Raw genomic sequence first — 21770 nt, 5'->3', positions numbered from 1 at the left:
TATGAAGCAATTTTGGGAATATAATATTATGAGCTTACAAGAAATGGAGTGCTACTAGATGAAGATAGGGAAAGTCGTAAAAACTGCTATTAAATTAGCACCAATCGTTTATCCAATTGTCATTAAAGTTATTGATGCCCGAAAAGGTAAATCACAACAAGTACCCACTAAGAGATATAATAAATAACAAAAGCTACTCTTCGTGGATGATTTAATTCCACAGGAGTAGTTTTTGTTTTGAGATGGAATTGGGATTGTTGCGGAACTATTAGTGTTTGTTGCGGAAACAGCTTTGATTGTTGCGCAAACCTTGTTGATTGTTGCGCAACTTCGCCCCTTTGTTATTTTTCTGAATATTTAAGTCCTAAAACACACATAAAAAGAGCCGCTACGCCCAAAAGGACGAAGCGGCTCTAATTCATTTATTAAAATGCCCAGCTACCTTTACGGAAGATTGGTTCTACTCTGCCGTCTGCTAAAATACCGTCGATGTCCATGTCGGCGCTGCCAATCATGAAATCTTCGTGAGTAATAGAAGTGTTAATGCCGTGCTCTTCAAGTTGTTCTTTTGATAAATCACTGCCACCTTCGTAGCAAGTTGGGTAGGCTTCACCGATTGCTAAATGGTTTGAAGCATTTTCATCAAATAATGTGTTGTAGTAAAGAATATTTGATGCAGAGATGGGTGATTCATGTGGCACTAATGCTACTTCTCCAAGATATTTTGAGCCTTCATCTGCTTTGATTAGTTCTTGTAGTAAATCGTTGCCAACGCCCGCTTCTGCTTTAACAATTTTGCCTTTTTCAAATGTTAGTTTGAAATCATCGATAATATTACCTTGGAAGACAAGTGGTTTTGAATTTGATACAAAGCCATTTACGCCGTATTTAGATGGCATCGTAAATACTTCTTCTGTCGGCATATTTGCTACGAATGAAGTGTGTTCCGGTGTTAGGCTAGCACCTGTTTGCCAAATATGCTTATTAGGTAATTCAATTGTTAAATCAGTACCTGGTGCTGTGTAATGTAGTTTTGCATAGCGTTTTGTATTCAGTAAGCCTGCACGGGTATCTAGATTTTTCAAATGACCTTGCCAGTTTTCAACAGCATTGCCTTCACCAATACGAACTGTTTTAAAAATTGCATCCCATAATGCTTCTACCTGCTTGTCAGCCACTACATTAGGGAATACTTTTGCTGCCCATTGTTTTGACGGGACAGCGATAATTGCCCATGCGATTTTGTCATTCATAACAGCATTGCGATAGTTCTCTAATGCTTTACCAGCTGCTTTTTGATGTGCAGATAGCTTCGTTACAGGTACACCTGATAATAAATCCGGATCCGCAGCATCAATCCATAATAATGCGCCTTTACGTTCGATTAGCTCGTCGCGTTGTTCGCTAATCCAGCGAGGATATCTTGCAAATTCATCATCTGGTGCGTTATCAAAGAATGCACGATCAATTTCCCCATCCGCAAAATTCACAGTGACGCGGCCTGCGCCAGCTGCATATGCTGCTTTTACGACTAAACGGGTAAATTCAATTGTATCTGTCGTTGTATTAATGAGAAGTGTTTGGCCATTTTGAATGTTGACACCTACTTTTACAGCAAGCTCCGCAAATTGTGCTAATTTCTCTTGGAATGACATACCTATTTGCCTCTTTTCACAGTAGGTTTCGTTATTCTTTCGATTAGTTTACCACCCGTCCACGTTTTTTCAACTGGTTTAGATGGTAGCTCACGAGTCCATTTACGATACGTATGCTCTTCGTGATGTGCAAGTAGTGTTAATACTTCACCATCTGCTCCTGCACGTCCTGTGCGGCCTGAACGGTGTAAGTACTGCTCCATTGTATGCGGAACATCTACATGAATAACATGTGTTAGCCCTTCGATGTCTAATCCACGAGCTGCTACATCTGTTGCGATTAAAATGCGTGCATCACCTTTACGGAATGCATCTAGAGCGGATTTACGTTCTTCTTTTTTCATTTCAGAGTGTAATACAACGATCGGTGCAGCGCGATATGATAGCTTTGTTTCTTTCATCAATAATTGATCTAAGTTGTTGACGAATGCTAACCCACGTAGGCCGCTCACATTAGAGAGCTTACGCAGCATTTCTGTTTTATCTCGCTCTTCAATTTTCATGAATGAATGCGTCACTTTACCTTGGTTTGGCATGTCATCTAAGCTAACTTTGAAGCGTACAGGTTCACTCATCATACGTGCAGCAACTAGTTCTATTTCCTCTGTGATTGTTGCAGAAACAACGGTTACTTGGCGACCATGGCTTGCTCCATCGATAAATGATTTAACTAATACGCGGTAGTCGCGGCTAAGAAGTTGGTCCCCTTCATCAAGAACAATTTTAGTTAGTTCATGAAGCTTTAGTTTTTTTGCTTTTACTAATTCGTTTAGGCGACCCGGTGTGCCGACAACGATTGTTGGTTTTTTCTTTAGTTTGTCGATTTGACGTTGTGGATTGGCACCACCAATTAATGGTACGACTGATATATTCGTTCCCGCAACCCATGTACGCGTTACTTCGACAATTTGCATACATAATTCTTGTGATGGAGCGATGATTAATGCTTGTGTCGCTTTTTTAGAACCGTCAACTGTTTGTAATATTGGTAATAGATACGCGAGTGTTTTACCAGTTCCTGTTGGAGATTCTGCTACTACATCTTTGCCTTCAAGTAATGCTGGAATCATTTCATCTTGGATTGGCATTGTATGTTCGAAAGACCATTTTTTTTGTAAATCTTCATTTAATAAAGTTAAAAAAGACATTGCTATTCCACCTTCTCTCATTCGCATAACGTATATGCGAATTATAGTTTTTTATGTAAAAACCTGCCCTTGATGAAAGGACAGGTTTCAACGCTCTAATCTAGTAATTCATATCCACAGCTAACAATAGCACAGTCAGCAAGAACAAGTAACGAATCAATATAAGAATCATCAAGTGCTAACTCTCGGTTCACTATTGAGAGCTCTGTACACCCTAAAATAATACGGTCGCAATTTTCTGCTTTTATCGCTGCTTCAATCACATTCCATTCATGATGTGTAACTGTCTTACCCGCTTTCACATAATCATAAATGATTGACATGACTTGTCGCTGCAATTGTTCATTTGGAATGACTGGCTCTAAACCAGCCTCTTCCAATGCTTTTTGGTAAACGCCTGAAGTAAGTGTACCAATTGTTGCTAACACACCAACACGTTTGGCACCAAGTTGCTTCGCCTTTTTTGCTGTTTCACGGATCATATGCAGTACAGGTACTGGTGAGTTTTCTTGTAACTCATCATAAAATGTATGAGCTGTGTTACAAGGAATAGCAATGAGCTCTGCCCCTGCAGTTGCAAGCTTGTGCGTATCCTCAACCATTACAGGTACTGGGTTCGGTTCAGACGGATTTAATATAAATGCTGTACGATCAGGAATTCGCGTATCATTGTCGATAATGACATGCACATGCTCCTGATCTTTGAAAGCCTTCGTTCTACGGACAATCATTTCTCCTACAAGCATTGTCGCAAGCGGCCCTACTCCACCAATAATACCTAATGTTTTTTTATTCATAACTTAAGACAAACCTTTGTTATTGAAATATTTTTTATATTTACGGTAATAGTTTAAATTGTTAAGCGTTAATTTAAACCAACGCTTAATATTGAAGTCCTCTTTATAGAATAGTGAGTTCGTCATTTTACCTGCTCTAATTAAGCGTTTTGCTTCTGCTTTAAGTTCCTCATTCTGAGCATATTTGAATAACACGCCTTTCGGAATGATCATCCATAAATGCTTGTCTTTAGCATAAGTTAAGCCTAAATCTTTGCCTAACATACGGTCATCTGCAACATATTTCATCAAGTTATGACCACTTGCTGTTACGTAATAGCTGCTGCGACCGTTACGTAAATTGATTTCGAATAATTTATATTCGCCGTCGCGGGAATCATATTTCATATCGAAGTTTGCAAAGCCTGTGTAACCGATACCTTCTAAGAAGACGCGTACTCGGTCCATTATTTCTTTGTCATATGTGTTAATGATGGCTGCATAGCTACCAATACCTTCTGGCGTGTGTTCTTCAAGGATTGGATTCCCTAGTGACATCAGTTTCACTTTTCCATCTTGTCCAACATATGCGTTTAATACGCGCATATACGAGTCATCACCAGGAATGAATTCTTGGATGATTAGATGGTCTTTGTACGATGAGTTATAGATGGCTTTCAAAATTGCTTTTTTTTCTGCTTCATCATGTGCAATGAATACTTTTTTCTTACCTGGGAAGCTACATGCCCAATATTCAACTGAGTTAGACGCTTTAATAATAATTGGGTAATTAAATTTCACGTCAAAGCTTTCATATGTTTCGTAAGTACATGTATCTGTTTTCGGGTAGCTGAAATTATACTTCTCACACATTTTGTAGAAGTTTTCTTTCAACAAAATTTGGTCCATTAAAGATTCATCAATATAGGGTACTGTAAAGTATTTGATAAGCTCTGGTTTGTTTTTAATAATTAATTTTGCGTAATCATCGCCACATGCTAGTAGCAATAATTTTTTATGCGAATATTTCTTTGCAACTTTAGCCATTTCTTCAACGAATGTTTCTTGTTCGTTTAAATTTGCTACTTGTTCAAAGTGTAAAATGCTACTATTTTGAGTTGCTGTTAAATGTGAACGGCCGATAACGATTGGTTTTATACCGTAGGCTTCATGAAATGCACGTGCCATTCCGTAGGCGTTCATATCTGATCCGATTAATATTGGTAAAAATGGTTGTTCTGCCATTGTATATCATCTCACTTATATTCTTTTGTTTTGCCATTAGTGTAACATATCTCGCCAATTCTTTTCGAATGTTCCTATGCGATTTATGTATCATTTATCAAAAAATCACAGAGGAAAATCCCCCTGTGATGTTCATTTCCGAATTGCAACGGCTTGCGATCCAAGTTCCTTGTAGCTTTTGAAAAATTCAGCTTCATTATGAGAAACATAGCCATGAAGTGGATCCATCACAATAACTTTATCATCTATATGCCCCGTTAGGACAACAGTATGCAGATTACGATACATTTTTGGATTTTTGTTTGTGCCTTCAATCCACCAGCCCTCTTTGAAATTAGGCTTAGACAAATCAAGTGTTACCCAAACAACAACGGGTACTCCCTCTTGCACGAGTGAGATTAACTCTTTAGCACTTTGGCCACTAACATTTGTTGCTTTAAGTGACGTATTCTTATCTTTTGCAACTTTTTTTGCCGCTTTTGCGATAACTGGCGCAAAAACATACGTGCCTGTCAGCTTGTTAGACGGATCCCCTGCATACGCTTTTGCCGGATCCGGACCAATACGTTTACTTTTTTTCACAACAATATCTTGTTGTGGTAAATATTTTTTTGCCATCTCTATTTTCGAAAGGTTTAATCCATAATAATTAAGTGCTGCTGTTAAAGCAGTAATTTCACAGCCATGTGGGAATTCAGGATTTTGCATAATGATCGGAACATCTAACTGTTGCGCCTCACGTTCATAATATGTTTCTAACACTACATAGCCCATATCTTTTTGCACCGTCACAACTTTGCCTACATTTTTTGCTTGCTCGCTGTCGGCTGTATAAGCAGATGATGGGACAAACAAATACTGATGGCCTTCACGCAAGCCTTTAACGATTGCTTCGCCTTCTATATCCCCACTTGCTGACGTTACGTCTACATCCGTCTCCATATCCCGGATGGTAACTTTCATATTAGGAATTGGCGTGCGACTGCCGAATTCTACAATGAGTACTTTAATACCATCATCCTGCTGCTTTTCTTTTGCCGGGAAAATATCATTGCAACCACTCATTACTGAAATTGCTAACAGTAGTACAAAGCAAAAGTAGAGCTGCATAGATGGTATTTTACTTCTCTTATCCAATGCTGATGATCCCTTCTATTTTCTAGGAATTATTAGCCGAAATATTTTTTGTACCAAACTAGGAACATATAAATTGTCCAAACTTTACGTTGGTTTTTCGCTTTTCCTTCGTAGTGATCTGTTAATAATTTTACAATTGCTTGTTGGTCGAAGAATTGTGCTGCTTCTGCAGATTCAAATGCTTCTTTAATCTTGTTGAAATATTTTTCCTCTTGTATCCATAAACGAATCGGTACTGGGAAACCAATTTTTTTACGGTTAGCCCATTCTTCTGGCAGAGCACGTTTTGATGCAGCGCGGAATGCATATTTCGTATCAACATCATTTATGCGGTAGCGAGATGGTACTTTCGCAGCAACTTTCATTACCTCTTTATCAAGGAATGGTACGCGCAATTCAATTGAGTGCGCCATACTCATTTTATCTGCTTTTAATAAAATATCGTCGACTAACCATAAGTTTAAGTCTAAGATCTGTTTTTTCGTTAAATCGTCTTCACCAGCTGCTTTTTTATAAATAGGCATTACGATATCTTTGACAGTCGGTGCATCATTATATTTAGCTGTTAAAATTTCAGTTGCCTCATGCTCTTCGAAAATATGTGCTTGTCCAATAAACGTTTCCTCTACTGGTAAGCCACCTTTCATCAAGAAGTGTTTACCTCTTACTTCTGGAAGTATTTTCGCAACTTCTGATACTGGACGACGGATGAAGCCCGGTACTTTTTTATATTTTTTCATAGATGCTGATTCGTCGTATTCTTCATAACCACCGAATAATTCATCGGCACCTTCACCAGATAACACAACTGTTACATGTTTACGTGCCAGTTCTGCTAAGAAGTAAAGTGGCACAATCGATGGGTTTGAATGTGGTTCATCCATAATATATTGGATTTCTTCAATTTTGTTGAAGCATTCATCTGGATCAAGCACTTCATTGATATTTTCAATACCAAGCTCTTTAGACAGCTCTTTTGCATTGTCAATTTCAGAGAAGTTTTGAGCGCTAAAGCCTACTGAGAATGTTTTATCTGGTTTTAAAACAGATGCTACATAACTTGAGTCAACACCACTTGAAAGGAATGAACCTACTTTAACTTCAGATATTTGGTGAGCTTTAATGGATTCACGTACAACACTATCAATTTCTTCAACGATTTCATCAAGCGGGCGCTCTTCTGGATTGAATTTTGGTTCCCAGTAGCGAGTAGTTGTCACTTTACCATTTTCATACGTCATATAGTGAGCTGCTGGCAGTTTGAAAACACCTTTAAAGAAGGTTTCGTTTAACACTGGGAATTGGAATGTTAAATATGGTTTTAATGCTTTTTCATTTAATACTTTTTCGAAATGTGGATGTGGCAAAAAGGTTTTAATTTCTGAACCGAACATTAAAGTACCGTTCATATGGCCATAATAAAACGGTTTAATACCAAACATATCACGTGCAGCAAATAAACGTTTTTTATTGCGATCCCAAATAACAAATGCAAACATACCACGTAATTTAGTGACTAATTTAGTGCCATATTCTTCATAGCCGTGAATTAATACTTCACTATCTGTTTCAGTTGTAAATGTATGACCTTTTTCTACTAAGTCTTTACGAATATCTTGATAGTTAAAAATTTCGCCATTGAAGATTAATACTAACGATTGGTCTTCATTATATAGAGGCTGACTACCATTTTCTAAGTCAATAATACTTAAACGACGGAAACCAAGTGCAGCTTCACCATCTGTAAAAGTACCTGCAGAGTCTGGTCCACGGTGAATAATTTGGTTCATCATATTCTCTAACACTACGTCAGGGTTTGAAACCTCACCTATAAATCCTGTAAATCCACACATATATTTAAATTCTCCTATCCCGTTACATTCAGTCTTATATTTTAACATGCATTAGTTTGTTTAATAATAAAAAATCACATAGTAATTATACGCTATTTTCTCGATTTCTCCAATGTTTGATACTGATAACAAAGTCATTTTATCGCCAGAATTTCGTGATTATCGTACTACTTTTTTTGCATAAATCGAAAAAGATTGCCACTTAGTAGCAATCTTTTATTGATGATGCTTTTGATATTCTTTCACAAGCTCCTCTAAAGACACTTGATAAAGCTGTTTATCATTAACTTTAAATACACCTAAAGCTACTAAATCATCTATTATATGCATCTTTTTACATTCTTCTATTTGTTCTGATTGTTTAACCATCTAAAAAACTCCTTCTTACTTAAAGTGCTTTATTACTCATACCCTTAAACTTGTGTATTAAACAATTTGCTTACATTTTGTCTCGATACTCGGTATCAATTTCTTGACCCATTTGTATACAATAAAGCCTAATACTGCACCCAATGTATTCAACCACAAGTCATCTACATCTGTGCTGCGCATTTGCGGTAGTTGCATCGTTTCGATAAAGATCGATAAACATAATGCTGTAATAAAAACATAAGCAAAAATCTCCATTTTACGCCATAACAGTGGCATTAAAAAACCAATTGGCATAAATATGGCTATATTACCTAGAAAGTTAATGAAAAATGGCTGCCATAAATCTAAATAATGAATGGCGTTATACACATCCGTAAACACTTGGAATAACTTTAAATTCACACCTAAAATCATATCCTCTTGGAAGCGCATTTGAAAATATTGTAGACTCATACCATTTCTAGGAACGATTGTTTCATAAAACAAACCAATCACATAAACAGAGAAAAGTAATAACCCTAATTCATGCAAACGGTTTGTAGGTGGATTCCCTTTACTTTTTCGAGACTTAAAGCGTAAATAAACGACAAAAGGAATGGCAATGATCATAACAGGGATCATTTCAAGTAGGTAATACAGTATATCTGACAACCTTTTCACTCATTTCGTACTTTCTATTTAACAGGACAAATTATAAAGGATTAGGTTGCACATAAACATTAAAATTTAATTACAATCTTATATCAAAATAATTTAATGAATAATTGAATTTTAAAGATAGTGGAATTCCCCTTATAAAGTACCATAATTAAACAATCGCCATTAGGCCTAACTATAGCATATATTTCTTTTTCATGTGAATAAAAATCATTCAATTTAGTTCACTTTTATTTCTTCACTAATTCAGTTCTGACAAGGTTATGTCAGTTCTCACTACATAAAAAAAATGAACATTTCTGCGTGTGAAATGTTCAGTAGTTTTTAAAGCTATTTTAGTTTTTCAAGTAAAAAACAGATACCATTCCAATAGCTAATAATCTGTATTCTCTATTTAAAAGTTGATTCAATTGACTCTTTAAGAAGGTCACTCAAATCAGCTTTTTAACTTTTAGTGAATATATTGTTTTTTGCTATTCGTAATAACTTGCTTTAAGATTGTTAGTTTTTCGATGACAACTTGTGAAATTCTAGCTAGTTCAACTAAATGTTCTTCAGCAAGTACTTTATTACCAGCATTATATGCCTGTACAGCTTTTTTAGCCACTTCATGTACTTGTGCATGTGGCACTTCAAGCTCTTTATACGCAGGTTCATTACCTAATAAATCTTTTCCTTTGCCGTAATACCAAACGCCGAGGCGTGAATCTTTGTGTGCAGAGATATCTTGTTCACTCATTTGTTCGAAACCAAGCATTAAATTATAAATTCTCCAACGCCATAGCAAGTGGTCTGTAATGGTCAACTCAATAATGTCTTCTTGGCTTATAATGAAGTTTTTCGAAATTGTTTCTGTACGATAGCGGTTAATCATTTTACTTAACTCATAAATTTCCTCACCTGTTTTATAGGTAATATCTTTACTGCGACTTGTGTTTTCAGCAATATTTTTATTACGTATTGTAATATCATTTGTAGCCGCTGCTTGTTGATTTGTCGTATTAGCAATTTCCTTAAAATGAGTCCCCTGTTGTTGTAATGATGCGTTAAGGTCTGCCAATACACTAGAAATATTCGCCGTATCATTTACACCACGATGTAAATCTTCTGCTGATTTTTTCGTTAGCATATCAATATTATTTGTAATCTCTAAGAGCTGCCCAATATCACTATGAATCGATTGAACAGACGATTTCGTGTTATCCGCTAACTTACGTACCTCTTCTGCAACTACTGCAAAACCTTTACCTGCTTCACCAGCGCGTGCTGCTTCAATCGATGCGTTTAATGCTAATAGATTTGTTTGCTCTGCAATCCCCTTGATGAATTCCATTAAATTAGAAACACTTTTCACACGATCGACTAACTCAGTTACATTTTCCTGCACTTGATGTTGCCCTTCATCTGTCATTTTCAATAATTGTGCTACATTATGCAATGAATCAATACCGTTATTTAACTCTTCCAATGCTGTTTGCGTATGCTGCGAAACTCCACCCACGGATGCGGCAATTTCATCCACACTTACACCCAACTCCACCATTGAAGCATTCACAGATAAAACGTCTAGCTCCTGTCTTTCTTGGAATTGAATTAAATTCTTAATCTGATCTAGTTGCACGTTATATTTAATGATTTCACCTAATCCATTCACAATAGATCCTGCTTGAATTTCAATATAAGTTTCAACAATCAGCTGTTGATCAATTGTAATAATACTATCGTAAGCAAGTAATACATCTAGCATTTTTTTTCGATCCTTTGGAAATGACTCAACAATAAGTGGCGTAATAAACTGATTAATCAGTGTGTACGCTGAAATCATCCAGTTCGGTAGTACACCAATTTTGGCATGAGTATAAGCAATTTTTCTTCTACGGAAAATATAATTTAAGTCCAGTTTATCTTGAAAAAGGCTCATAAAATGCGCATGAATTAGTATTTTTAGTTTGCCCACAGTTGAATATTGATCGATTATTTCTTTAAACTCATCCATTTGCATTAATCGGTCATAGAATTTATCTAAAATTACCTCATGATTTTTCTCGTAAATCTCCTTCAATTGAATAATAGAATCTCTACGAATTTGTGATAGCCCTAAAAAGTTCAGCTTTTCTTGAAACCGTTCATTTGAAGCAATATCTGAAACAGGTGATGAAGAAAAATATTGATAATGATTTTTTGTTTTACCAAACATATATACACCCCTTTATACTGTATATTTTCACAATCTACAGCGATATCTCGACTTAAAATTAGATCACAACTCATATACTTAAAATACAATATTTACTATACTCACACTGTTAATATGCAGTATATTAATACCACTAAATTGTAATTTTATGGATTAAACCATTACTTCTAACATATAGTAAAAAGTATCAATTAATCAAGAAATCATCAGAATGTTCACAAAGTATTCTTTTATTCGTGTAATTAGATAACTTTTCAATAAAAAAATCGAGCATCTGAGAGATACCCGATTTAATAAGTAAATGCACTATGATTTCCATTTTAAATTTCCCTTATGCCAATCGATAATCTGATTTGGATGGATAGAGTTTTTTATTTTTGAATTTCATCGTTATAGTTTACTTCATAAAAAAGAAATAACCGTCCTCCTACACAAGGTTTGACGGTTATTTCCGACCTAATAATTTTTAAATAAATGGATTGTTTTGTCTTATATACATAATAATGATCTAGCTATTATTTAGAGGCTACTGTATTACCGTCAGAAGTGACGATCACTATTTCAGCATTTGTGATACCTGGTAACGATTTCGTCATGACTGGGGAATGGTATACCACAATTTTCATACCTGCCTTCAATTCTGTTCCTCCGCCCAGCACTGGGATTACTTTTGTATCTTTCGAGATGTTCAGAATCACATCATTGTTTATTGATTGGTCAGAGCCGACATTGACGTATACTTGATCTTTTGTTGTACGGTCCGATGCAACGATTGTACCTTCAACTTTATTGTTTTCTATTGCTTTAACAACAATTTTATTGGCATATGTTTGAGCTGGGTAGATCATTGTTATCATTTCACCATAGTAGGCATCAACACGAACATCAGCCTTTAACGCATCTAACGTTAATGAAGTACCCTTTTGATCAACGATTTGAGTGTTCTTATCCACCGATAAGATTACATAATTCACTCCGCCTTTTTCCATCGGGTTCCCAATCACGGTGATCTTGTTATCTGTTACATTCGTAATAATCCCGTTTGTGCCTAGAGCATTTTCTTGAACCGTTTCTTCAGTTGCCAAGTTGACCACGACATAGTTCGTTGTCGATTGCGCCGGAATACTCATCGTAACTGCAGGACCATAAAATGCTTTGACACTCATACCTGGTTGGATTGCACTTGCTTTGATCGCTTTTCCATCCTGGTTTAGAATCTGAGCTTTGTCAGCAAAGTTCAAGACAATCGTTTCCTTGTTCGAATTGTAGATATCTGTACCTTTTACGACAATCCCACTTCCTGTCACTTCGGATACAGTACCATTAATTCCTGTAAATTTTTCGTCTTGAACAACAAGTTTTAATGCCTTTCCACGTGCTGGAAGGCTCTTCGTAATGTTAGGACCGTAGAATGCTTTAACAACCTTTTTATCATCAATAATCTTTTTTAAAGATACTTTTTTACCTTTGGAATCAATAATTTTAGTACTTTTGGTAATAGATAAAATAATTTCGCTTTGATCTGTCGTAGCAAGACCATGGCCTGTTACGGTAATAAATTTACCAGTTTTATCGTTGACGAAATTTGTAATTTGACCTACTGTACCTGGGGCAGCTTTCACTTGATTTACTGTAAATCCTTGACCATTATGAATCAGATCGGATGGAATGTTCTGTGCACTTGCTGTCATCGGGATTATTGACATCGCTAAAAAAGAAGTCGTTGCTAACACTTTTTTTATTCTGGTCATTTTTTATTCCTCCATTTGTTGAGAGGGGACTTTGCCCATAGATTAGGATTTCAACATCACAAAAGGCTCTTCCATTTTCCCCAATTCAGATACTTCTAATTATAACATTTAGTATATAATTAGGTAAATTAAAACAAAATCCGATACTTAGCGGATTACAATCCTTAAAGCTTCCCAATCATATTAAAGGTGGAACTATAGTGCTCCAGAGTATGGCATTAACATATTTACTGAAATTAGAAGATAGTCTCAGCTCTACAGAAAAACAGACAGGGGTCTAAAAGTAACCCCTGTTCTTATTCATCTCTAAATAGCGTTTTATCAATGCCTCTACGAAAAGTTCTTTTTCTTCTGGTGAAATTTTAATGCTATCTCATATAGCTGTTTTATAAAAACATTCTAAAGCACCTAAAGAGGTTATAATAAGAAAGTTATTGTAAATCAACTACTTCAATTTTTGGATTCACCCTCTTAAGTGCCGTTATGAAATTCCCCCAATTCTTCGGAGATATAAGCGCCATACTGTAATCAGATATATAAACGATTTCCAAACGATCCAGTGATAATGCGTATGCTGCTAAAGGATTCTTTGTTTGCTTCACACTTTTAATCTCTTTTAGTAATACTTTCTTTTTTAAAGGTCCACTATATATGATTAAAAGATCATCTTTTACTTCGTATCCCGTTTTAAACCATCCCCAAATCATAAAGAATGCAAGTGGAACCGTAAATACTAAAGTAATATAATCTCTGCCTGTAAACAATGGGGCTGAACAAGCGATAATACATCCCCAGTAGACAGGATAAATTCATACATCTTTTTTCGATGGAAAGTACAAATGAATCCCCCTATATGAACATCTATTTCTGTATAAATCCACTAATAGCCTCAACTAATTTCGGTGATAACGGAATTGTTGGATCTGAATAAGTAGCGATATTCCCTTTAAAATTTTCAGGTGCATCTTTTAGAATGTGATTCATCTTCTTCACAATCATTAGCTCTGCATCTTCTTTATGGGATTTTAAAATTTGTGCATCTTTTACTGGAACTTGAATATCCCGTGCTCCTTGAATGATTAAAACTGGAGCTGATACTTTTTGAATGCTCTTAGCCGGATCATATTTTAGCCATGACATAAGATATGGCTGTAGAGACGGTCTAAATAATATCTGTAATTCTGATGATACATTTGCAATAGGTTTACCCTCTTTTAATGAGGCTAAAATTTCTGTGCTTTCTTTTTTTAGTTCCGGTGTTAATTTGCTATCTAAGTGTTCCTTCAACAGTACATCTGCAGGCCGCCCTGCACCTGCTAGTGAAGTGAACGAAGCAACTTTGCTATTTTGTGCAGCCAACATGCCTATTAAAGAACCTTCGCTATGACCTATTATATGAATGTTTCGAAACTTATCTTCAGATTTTACGTATTTAATAATCTTATTAACGTCTTCTACATATTGTTCAATCAATAAATCTTCTTCTTTTATCATTAAGGCTGTATTTTCGCCTACTCCACGTTTATCATAACGAATAGAAGCAATACCTTCCTTTGCTAAACTCTCTGCAAGCATTTTCAGGCTATTCGCCAAATACGCTAACATCTCGCCTAGTAACCAATTCCAAAATGGTCGGTTGCCCTAAATATTATTTTTTTCTTTAAGAAGACTTCCCGGTTCTTTTGGTAGAGATGCGGGTGGTCTTCTTTTTGCGTTTTTTAGTAGCTATCTTATTGAAAAAGCAGACGATCGTCTAATTAACGAACGCCTTAGTCGCTTCCACTATTATGGAAATTAGAATATCCGTATCGGTTACCTCCCTTCTCTATCAAGAGAAAGGGTTGGGGCAACCTCCCACCCGGCTAATTATAATTCAACAAATTTTGCTTGTTGCAAATTTAGTCTTTGTTCACTTAAGAACTCAAAGAATGCTTCGTTTGCAGCTTGTCGATCTAATCCGACGATGCTACTCACGCTCTCATTTAACTCACTCGGGATTTCATTTAACTCATTCGCACATTCATTTAATCTATTCATTTCCATTTAACCTATTCACGCTCCCATTTAACTCACTCGGGATTTCATTTAACTCACTCGCCAACAACCTCAAAAAAAAAAGCATCTCACAAGGAGACGCCAGAGAATATTGTCGGTGTCTAGCACCTTTAGTTTTTCATTCTATTTCATAACTCCAATCTGGCCACTTTTTGATAAAACCGATGCCAATCTTTTAATACCTTCTTCAATTGTTGCTGGATCTGAATTCGTATAATTGAGACGCAAAGTTCCAGCTCCTTTAATATTCGTATAGAATGGATCTCCAGGGACAAAAGCCACTTTTTTCTCAGTTGCTCTTTTAAAGACATCGACTGAAGAAACTCCTTCACCTAAATCTGCCCATAAAAACATTCCGCCCTCTGGTTTTGTGAACGTAACATGAGCTGGTAAATATTTTTCCATGGCCGCTATCATAGCCTCACACTGTTGTTTATATAACGCTGTAATATTGCTAATGTGCGCATCGTAATCATTATTCGTTAAATAATCATGGATAGCATATTGGGCAAGTACATTCGTATGTAAATCAGACGATTGTTTTGCACCGATTAAATGCCCCATTAGCTCTTTATTTTTCGTACATAAATAACCAATACGCATACCTGGTGATAATGTTTTAGAGAAAGAACCAAATAATACACTGTTTGTCGTTTTTCCACCTGCGATGTAAGGCAATGATTCTCCTTCAAAGCGAAGTTCACCATAGGGATCGTCTTCAATTAAAACTGTATTCGTCTTCTTGATAATTTCATAAATGGCTTCCCGTTTTTCCTTTGAATACGTTATACCTGTAGGGTTTTGGAAATTAGGGACAGTATATAATAATTTGACATCATTATTTTGTAAATTTGCTTCAAGCTCTTCTAAATTTAAACCATCATCTTCAAGACTAATAGGTAAAAACTCAGGTTCAAAAAGTGTAAAAGTTTGAATAGCCGCAAGATAACAAGGACTTTCTACAGCCACTTTATCCCCCTTATTAACCAAGGCTTTTCCCATCAAATCTAGTCCTTGTTGAGAACCAGTTGTAATTAAAATATCGTCTGCTGTGACATCCATACCAAACCGTTTTTTATAACGGTCTGCAATCCATTGTCGTAATGGCAAATAACCTTGAGTTCCTGAGTACTGGAATACCTTTTCACCAGACTCTTGTAAAACACGATTAATCGATTCTTGGAACTCTTTCATCGGGAAAGAAATAGGATTAGGTAAACCTCCTGCGAAAGAAATAATATCTTTTACCCCAGTCAATCGTAAAACTTCCGTAATAAAAGAGCTATCTGTTTTTAACATTCTATCTGAAAAAATTTGCATCATCATCTATTCCCCTTCTAAACTACTAATTCTATATATTTTATCAGGCGTGTCGATTAACTAATTTTAACCATTACTATTAAAGTGGTAGGTTGATTTCAGCTACGGAATGCTCGCTTTCCGCGGGCAAGCACCCTCCGCTCCAATCAACTAAAAAATGTAGTAACTTACGTTAGTATGAAACATAAAAAAACATTTTAGCGGTAAATAACAACCTAATATTCCCCTAAGCAACACACCTGATATTTTATTATATTGTTACAGCAAATCACATAACATTAGGAATTGTCAATATTTTTCCGAAAATCGAAAGTGATTATAGACTATCCAGATTCGATGTTTATTGTCTATAAATAAACCAGAGCGGTAAATCTCTTATTGGTCTTACCATACGACTTATTAGTTATAGCATTTAATCTACTCGGTGGGTTATTAACTCATTCGAGTTCTTTTAACCTACTCAGGCTTTCATTTAACTCACTCGAACTCTCATTTAACCTATTCAGGAGTTCTTTTAACTCATTCGATTTCTTTTAACCTACTCAGGCTTTCATTTGACTCACTCGAGCTCTCATTTAACCTATTCAGCGGTTCTTTTAACTCATTCAGGTGTCTATTTAACTTACTCAACCTAAATTTCAAACAAAAAGCACCTCACAAGGAGATGCTACGATGACTAACACGATATAAACTAAAAATTCATTGGAATTAACTCCCTTATATTCCAAATTTCTTTCTAAAGCCGCACTTCCTGCACAATTCTTCAACAGCCTCTCGTCTAGTAAATCCGTCAAAGAGATTATTTGCTCTCTCTCCTTCTACAATTTCAGAAAAAGGCATGCTATTGATATTTCCTAAATTAATGATACCTTCTCCATCAAGGCAACATGGAACAACTGTACCGTCAACAAGAATTGCTGCTTGGCTGCGAAGTGCATGACAAAATCCTTTACCTTCATCCTCAGGGGCTTGCAAGCTAGGCCATTGGAATTCATGATCCTGGTTTAGATAAACGCGATCCGTAATTTTAACGCCTTTACCTGGTTGTACTTGTTCTTCAATCTTAAAGTCTAAGTTGTATTCCTTCTCCAAAATATCTAACGTTTCACGGTTTCTTCTCATTTCTAAATCTGTCACATGGTCTTTTTGTAGATTCCATAATCGGTACGATATGATGACATTATGTTCCGCAGCATCGCGTACAAATTCAAGAATATCACCTAAGTATTTTTCACGATTCTCTGACCCCTCATGTCCGTCAAAGCTATGTAATGAGAAGTTTATTTGGCGTAGCGCAGGCTTCCCCAATAATTTCTCTCGATTCTTTTTGATCAGTGTTCCATTTGTTGTGATATTCACCTTAAATCCTTTTGCATGAGCGGCATCAAGTAATTGGTCGATCTTATTATGTAAAAGAGGTTCTCCTTTCACATGCAGGTAAATATATTTCGTATGTGGTCTAATCTGATCGAGTATATTATTAAACGCATCTAGTTTAATAATATTCGCCTTACGACTCGTTGGCGGACAGAAGCTACACGCAAGGTTGCAGACGCTTGTAATTTCGATATAGACTTTTTTAAATGTTTTCAAGGCTCGTTCACCATTCCAGTTCTTTATATATTCAATGACTATACTTATTGTAATCAAATCTTATAATACTGAACAGTCTTTCAAATTTCCAATAATTATGGCTGACTTAATACCGGTCATACAGCCTTTTTTTCATTCGTAGAACGTGATTTTTAGTAGATAGAAAAAGGCAACAATCCGCTATGAAATATTGCCTTTTCTATCAGTAGGCCAGCTCCGTTGAGACATGCGTATAGTTTTAGGGATAGCATCAGATAACTAAAGAACAATATGAAAGTTGGCACGCATCTGTAAAATCCATTTAGTAACAAAAAAAGGTGACTTCAAAAAGTCGTTGGATTACGACTTTTTGATTCACCTCTTCCTTTTTTACTTTACTTTCAATGATAATGTGTACGGATCAATTGAAGCACGACCTCGGCTATCACGAACTTTCACATAATATGTTCCTTTTGTCATTTTTAAGAGCAGAATTTCCTGATCACCTTTTCCATATATATCGGATTTTGCTACTCTTTTGCCATTACGATAGACTTCAATAGCTCCATCTGATTCTTTACTAGTATCAAGTGTCAACGTCACCTGCTCTGCTTTCTTTGGCTCATAAATAAACCAATCCTCATCGCCATTTTCGTACCCTGAATTGAAATAGGCTTGCGATGTATATAATTTGTTACTCTTCTTCTGTAGCTTGATTGGCTTAGATGGTTTATTATTTTTTACTTTGGAGTTTGCATCCTCATCTTTTTTATTCACTGATTCTACCTTTAGTTGATATGGCCACAGTGATAATCCTGAAGCTGATTCAACAAAACTAGTTACAGTAACAAAATACGATTTCCCTTTTTTCGCAGCAAAGGATCCTGTTGTCGTACCATCTTCATTTATTTTGATTAGGAGTGATTTGTATTCCATTTCCTTCTCATCTATTTTGTGATTTTTATTGATATCCTCTGTAATTTCCATGAATCCATAGTAAGGGCTTAACAGCTCTTTTGGATACTTCGCTTTAAGCGAAGAAGTAAGTGGTGTACGAGAGAATTTCGCACCATATATCGCGTTCTCTTTTGCAGTAAAATAGTACGTATCGATATCATTCGTTTTAGAAAAGATTGCCGTTACACCAGTACTAGGTAGTTTTGTTGCTTGTTCTGGTCGGTCATTTTCTTCATCGCTATCAGGGTTCTCAACAAGAAGCTTAGATGTCACCTTATATCCATCATACGGAATTTGGTCAAATTTTGGTTTAATGGCAAGGTAATACGTCTTATTTGCTTTTAAACTCGCAAAAAATTTATTTTTTGTCGATTCATCGAATATACTCTCTTCATTAGATGAACTAAAAGATAATGTTTGCTGAGTCTTTCCATCTCCATCGTCTTCCTTCACTACCTCATACAATTCTACTGTTGGAATACCTTCTGTTGGCGTAGGTAATTGGAATTGATAAATACCAGCGTTAGAAGAATCCAGTTTAAACCAATCTTCATCCGTCGCATTCTGAAGATAGCCCTGAATAGTTCCACCTAATTCGTATGGGAGAGCTACTGATTCTAATAAGGCAATTCGTCCTGAATCATCCTGTGTTTCTTCATCAAGAACTGGCGATTCTTGCATAGTATTATAGTTATCTTCATCCCCTGGAATCGTCTTTCCTACTAGGCTTACGCTATACGGAAGAGCTGACTCAGCAGGTTTACTTTCTTTTATGCCTCCCATTAAACTGAATAGTAATTGGAGTATATTACCATCTAATAGTGAGCTTTTATTAGTCACTTTTAGGTAATATTCTTTTTCAGGTTCGGTTTGGAACGAAAGAGTTTCTCCTTCTCCAAAACCGTGCATATTACTTGTATATAAAGCTGCCATGTCATTTGTAGGGAGTTCTGCTCCAGGGGATGTTGGGAATAGCTGCTCCTTTTCGTAAACAGACGCACTTATGTCCACACCTGGTATTCCTGTAACTTCAAACTTCATAAATTGCGCTTCTTTTGATGTAAAGTGGAAGTAGTCTTCATCACCATCTTCACCTGTCATATAAAGCTTTTCCTGATTAAACGGCCATTGTTCTATTTTAATTGGTTTTTCTAATATTGACTCATCTTCAGGAACTTTAGATAGCTTATCTACTTGTAATGTAAAGTTTGACTGCTTTTGACCTGAAATATCGAAATTACCATTCACGTCTTTTACACCAATTGCTACTGTTCCACTAAACGGTGCTTGGATTAGCTTTCCTTCTATTTTTCCTTCTGTCACATCATTGACATCCGTCAATTGCTTTTGACCATTACCGTAGAAATGAATACTCATTTTATAATCATACTGAGCTGCACCAACCAATGAAGTTTGGATATACTCGCCTTTTTCTACAGGAAGTTTAACCCACTTCTGTTCTGAAGGTTTTGTAAGAGAATGCTTCACTTGTGCAGGATTCGAAATTTGTTCCGCATTTTTTAAAATTTCTTTTTCCCCCCACGTTTCTTTCACTAGAGAAGGGATTTTTTTAACATCAAATTTCATCGCAGCGACTGGGTCGATAAGACCATTCCCGTACTTATGGTCAAATCCTTTTGCACCTAAGTCTTTCGCTGTTGTTTCTAGAATATACTCCACTTCAGCCGGTTTTAGATTTGGATACTTGGATAACAGCAAAGCTACTGTTCCAGCAACTACAGGGGAGGCCATGGACGTTCCACTTAAATTCGCAAAAGTTGAGCCTTTTTGTGCATCATAATAGGGAGCATACACATCTTCTCCCGGTGCTACCACGTCAGTAGAGATACCATATGATGAGAAATCACTTAACTTTTTTTCGTTATTTACAGAGCCTACACTAATTACACCTTCATACTTGGCTGGATATTCCGGAATATCGGACCCTCCATTTCCTGCTGCAGCAACGACAACAACACCCTTGCTAATCGCCTTTTCCACAGCCGCTTCTACAACACTAGATGGAATTTTCCCACCTAAGCTCATGTTAATAACATCTGCTCCCTGATCTACTGCTTTTAAAATCGCACTAGCAATCGTATAGTCCAATGCAAAAGACATTCCTAAAAAATCATTAAAGACATTATACGATAGAATCTTCACATTTGGATTTAAGCCATAGCCACCGATTCCGTTATCTTTTTTGGCAGCAATAATTCCAGCAACATGCGTTCCATGTGAATCAGCAGTCATTGGATTCATTGGGTCTGTAATGTCTGTACTTGAAAGAATGGATTCTTTTAATTCAGGGTGAGTGCGGTCAATTCCTGTATCGATGATCGCTACTTTTACCTGATTCTTTCCTGCTAGCTTTTGGGCATTTGCCGTTTTTAATAAGCTATGCATATATTGCTCACTTATTTTTGGATCTATTGTACCCGTAGGCGTATACTTTGGACTGAGACCTACCGAAATAACCTTGCTATTTTTTTGATAATTTTGGATTGTTTGCTGTAGCTTTTTCTTATTATTGACCTTTATAGCCACATATTTAAGTCCGCTGATTTGATTCACAACCGTTCCACCAGCTTTGCGATGATCACTTGCACTTAACGGACTCGAATATTTAATAATAATTGTGTCATCGCTATAATTTGCCCTCTTTTCAACCTTAGACATTTTGTAATCACTGGTAATTGAGTGTAATTTAGTAACGACAGATTTAGTATTTGCTTCTACTTTTAAACTACTAAGTAGTGAAAAAGATAATGCAAAACTTGCTCCAACTGCTACTACTTTTTTTGTAATGAGATTCACAATATTCCCCCTAAATAACATTTCATTCTTTGTATTTTATTACATTCCAATTTTACCATATTTTATATATAATATTAAATTATATTTTTTTTAATAGTAACTGTGTCTCCTTAATTTTCCGATAATTTAACTTTAAAGACCGGACTTCCACTAGAAGTTGAATAAAATTCTATCTACTTTTATCGACAGCGATATCCACAAAATTGTCACATATTTGATAACGGATTTTTTCCTCTGTGTCAGCTACAGATTCTTTTA

The 21770-nt window shown here is 36.1% G+C and carries 17 protein-coding genes; 1 reads left to right on the top strand and 16 read right to left on the bottom strand.

Translation table 11 applies throughout. From position 1 onward, the window contains the following. Positions 1 to 58 precede the first annotated feature (58 nt). The gene (locus JFL43_RS22615; protein ID WP_234447773.1) at positions 59 to 187 is read left to right on the top strand and encodes a hypothetical protein; all 129 of its coding nucleotides are present in this window, start codon (positions 59 to 61) and stop codon (positions 185 to 187) included. A 238-nt stretch (positions 188 to 425) separates the two neighbouring features. On the opposite strand, the gene JFL43_RS13095 is transcribed toward JFL43_RS22615, so the two are convergent. From JFL43_RS13095 to JFL43_RS13020, 16 genes are all read right to left on the bottom strand, one after another. Beyond that, positions 426 to 1655, bottom strand: a complete 1230-nt coding sequence (locus tag JFL43_RS13095; RefSeq protein ID WP_200749381.1) for an aminopeptidase — start codon at positions 1653 to 1655, stop codon at positions 426 to 428. Between the two features lie 2 nt (positions 1656 to 1657). Then, positions 1658 to 2803 carry a DEAD/DEAH box helicase gene (locus JFL43_RS13090; RefSeq protein WP_100795833.1) on the bottom strand — a complete coding sequence of 382 codons (1146 nt, stop codon included), beginning with the start codon at positions 2801 to 2803 and terminating at the stop codon, positions 1658 to 1660. A 95-nt stretch (positions 2804 to 2898) separates the two neighbouring features. Continuing rightward, the gene (gene cuyB / locus JFL43_RS13085; RefSeq protein WP_200749380.1) at positions 2899 to 3600 is read right to left on the bottom strand and encodes a cysteate racemase; all 702 of its coding nucleotides are present in this window, start codon (positions 3598 to 3600) and stop codon (positions 2899 to 2901) included. Between the two features lie 3 nt (positions 3601 to 3603). After that, a complete protein-coding gene (locus JFL43_RS13080) occupies positions 3604 to 4824 on the bottom strand; it encodes a carboxylate--amine ligase (RefSeq protein ID WP_200749379.1) in 1221 nt (406 codons plus the stop codon). 132 nt (positions 4825 to 4956) lie between these two features. Beyond that, a complete protein-coding gene (locus JFL43_RS13075) occupies positions 4957 to 5961 on the bottom strand; it encodes a C39 family peptidase (RefSeq protein WP_200749378.1) in 1005 nt (334 codons plus the stop codon). Positions 5962 to 5993: 32 nt separating this feature from the next. Next, positions 5994 to 7814 (bottom strand): asparagine synthase (glutamine-hydrolyzing), encoded by a 1821-nt coding sequence (gene asnB / locus JFL43_RS13070; RefSeq protein WP_200749377.1) that lies wholly within the window; start codon positions 7812 to 7814, stop codon positions 5994 to 5996. Positions 7815 to 8030: 216 nt separating this feature from the next. Further along, positions 8031 to 8183 (bottom strand): Fur-regulated basic protein FbpA, encoded by a 153-nt coding sequence (locus tag JFL43_RS13065; protein WP_100795828.1) that lies wholly within the window; start codon positions 8181 to 8183, stop codon positions 8031 to 8033. Between the two features lie 57 nt (positions 8184 to 8240). Continuing rightward, a complete protein-coding gene (locus JFL43_RS13060) occupies positions 8241 to 8837 on the bottom strand; it encodes a VanZ family protein (RefSeq protein ID WP_100795827.1) in 597 nt (198 codons plus the stop codon). A gap of 457 nt (positions 8838 to 9294) precedes the next feature. After that, a complete protein-coding gene (locus JFL43_RS13055; protein ID WP_200749376.1) occupies positions 9295 to 11040 on the bottom strand; it encodes a methyl-accepting chemotaxis protein in 1746 nt (581 codons plus the stop codon). Positions 11041 to 11555: 515 nt separating this feature from the next. Next, positions 11556 to 12791 carry a peptidase gene (locus tag JFL43_RS13050; RefSeq protein WP_200749375.1) on the bottom strand — a complete coding sequence of 412 codons (1236 nt, stop codon included), beginning with the start codon at positions 12789 to 12791 and terminating at the stop codon, positions 11556 to 11558. Between the two features lie 431 nt (positions 12792 to 13222). After that, the gene (locus JFL43_RS13045; protein WP_407701982.1) at positions 13223 to 13555 is read right to left on the bottom strand and encodes a PH domain-containing protein; all 333 of its coding nucleotides are present in this window, start codon (positions 13553 to 13555) and stop codon (positions 13223 to 13225) included. 97 nt (positions 13556 to 13652) lie between these two features. Then, entirely contained in the window at positions 13653 to 14384 is a 732-nt protein-coding gene (locus JFL43_RS13040) for an alpha/beta hydrolase (RefSeq protein WP_200749374.1), read from the bottom strand. Between the two features lie 273 nt (positions 14385 to 14657). Next, the gene (locus JFL43_RS13035) at positions 14658 to 14834 is read right to left on the bottom strand and encodes a hypothetical protein (RefSeq protein WP_200749411.1); all 177 of its coding nucleotides are present in this window, start codon (positions 14832 to 14834) and stop codon (positions 14658 to 14660) included. Between the two features lie 135 nt (positions 14835 to 14969). Continuing rightward, complete coding sequence (locus JFL43_RS13030; RefSeq protein ID WP_234447772.1) at positions 14970 to 16172, bottom strand: aminotransferase-like domain-containing protein; 1203 nt, start codon at positions 16170 to 16172, stop codon at positions 14970 to 14972. A 711-nt stretch (positions 16173 to 16883) separates the two neighbouring features. Next, complete coding sequence (locus JFL43_RS13025) at positions 16884 to 17759, bottom strand: radical SAM/SPASM domain-containing protein (RefSeq protein WP_200749373.1); 876 nt, start codon at positions 17757 to 17759, stop codon at positions 16884 to 16886. A gap of 369 nt (positions 17760 to 18128) precedes the next feature. Next, positions 18129 to 21512: a S8 family peptidase gene (locus JFL43_RS13020; protein WP_200749372.1), complete on the bottom strand. Its 3384-nt coding sequence runs from the start codon at positions 21510 to 21512 to the stop codon at positions 18129 to 18131. Positions 21513 to 21770: the final 258 nt, after the last annotated feature.

This window comes from Viridibacillus soli (assembly GCF_016612995.1).
Classification (GTDB): domain Bacteria; phylum Bacillota; class Bacilli; order Bacillales_A; family Planococcaceae; genus Viridibacillus; species Viridibacillus soli.
Note: the sequence above shows the minus strand (reverse complement) of the source record. Positions and strands in the feature narration are given on the sequence as shown.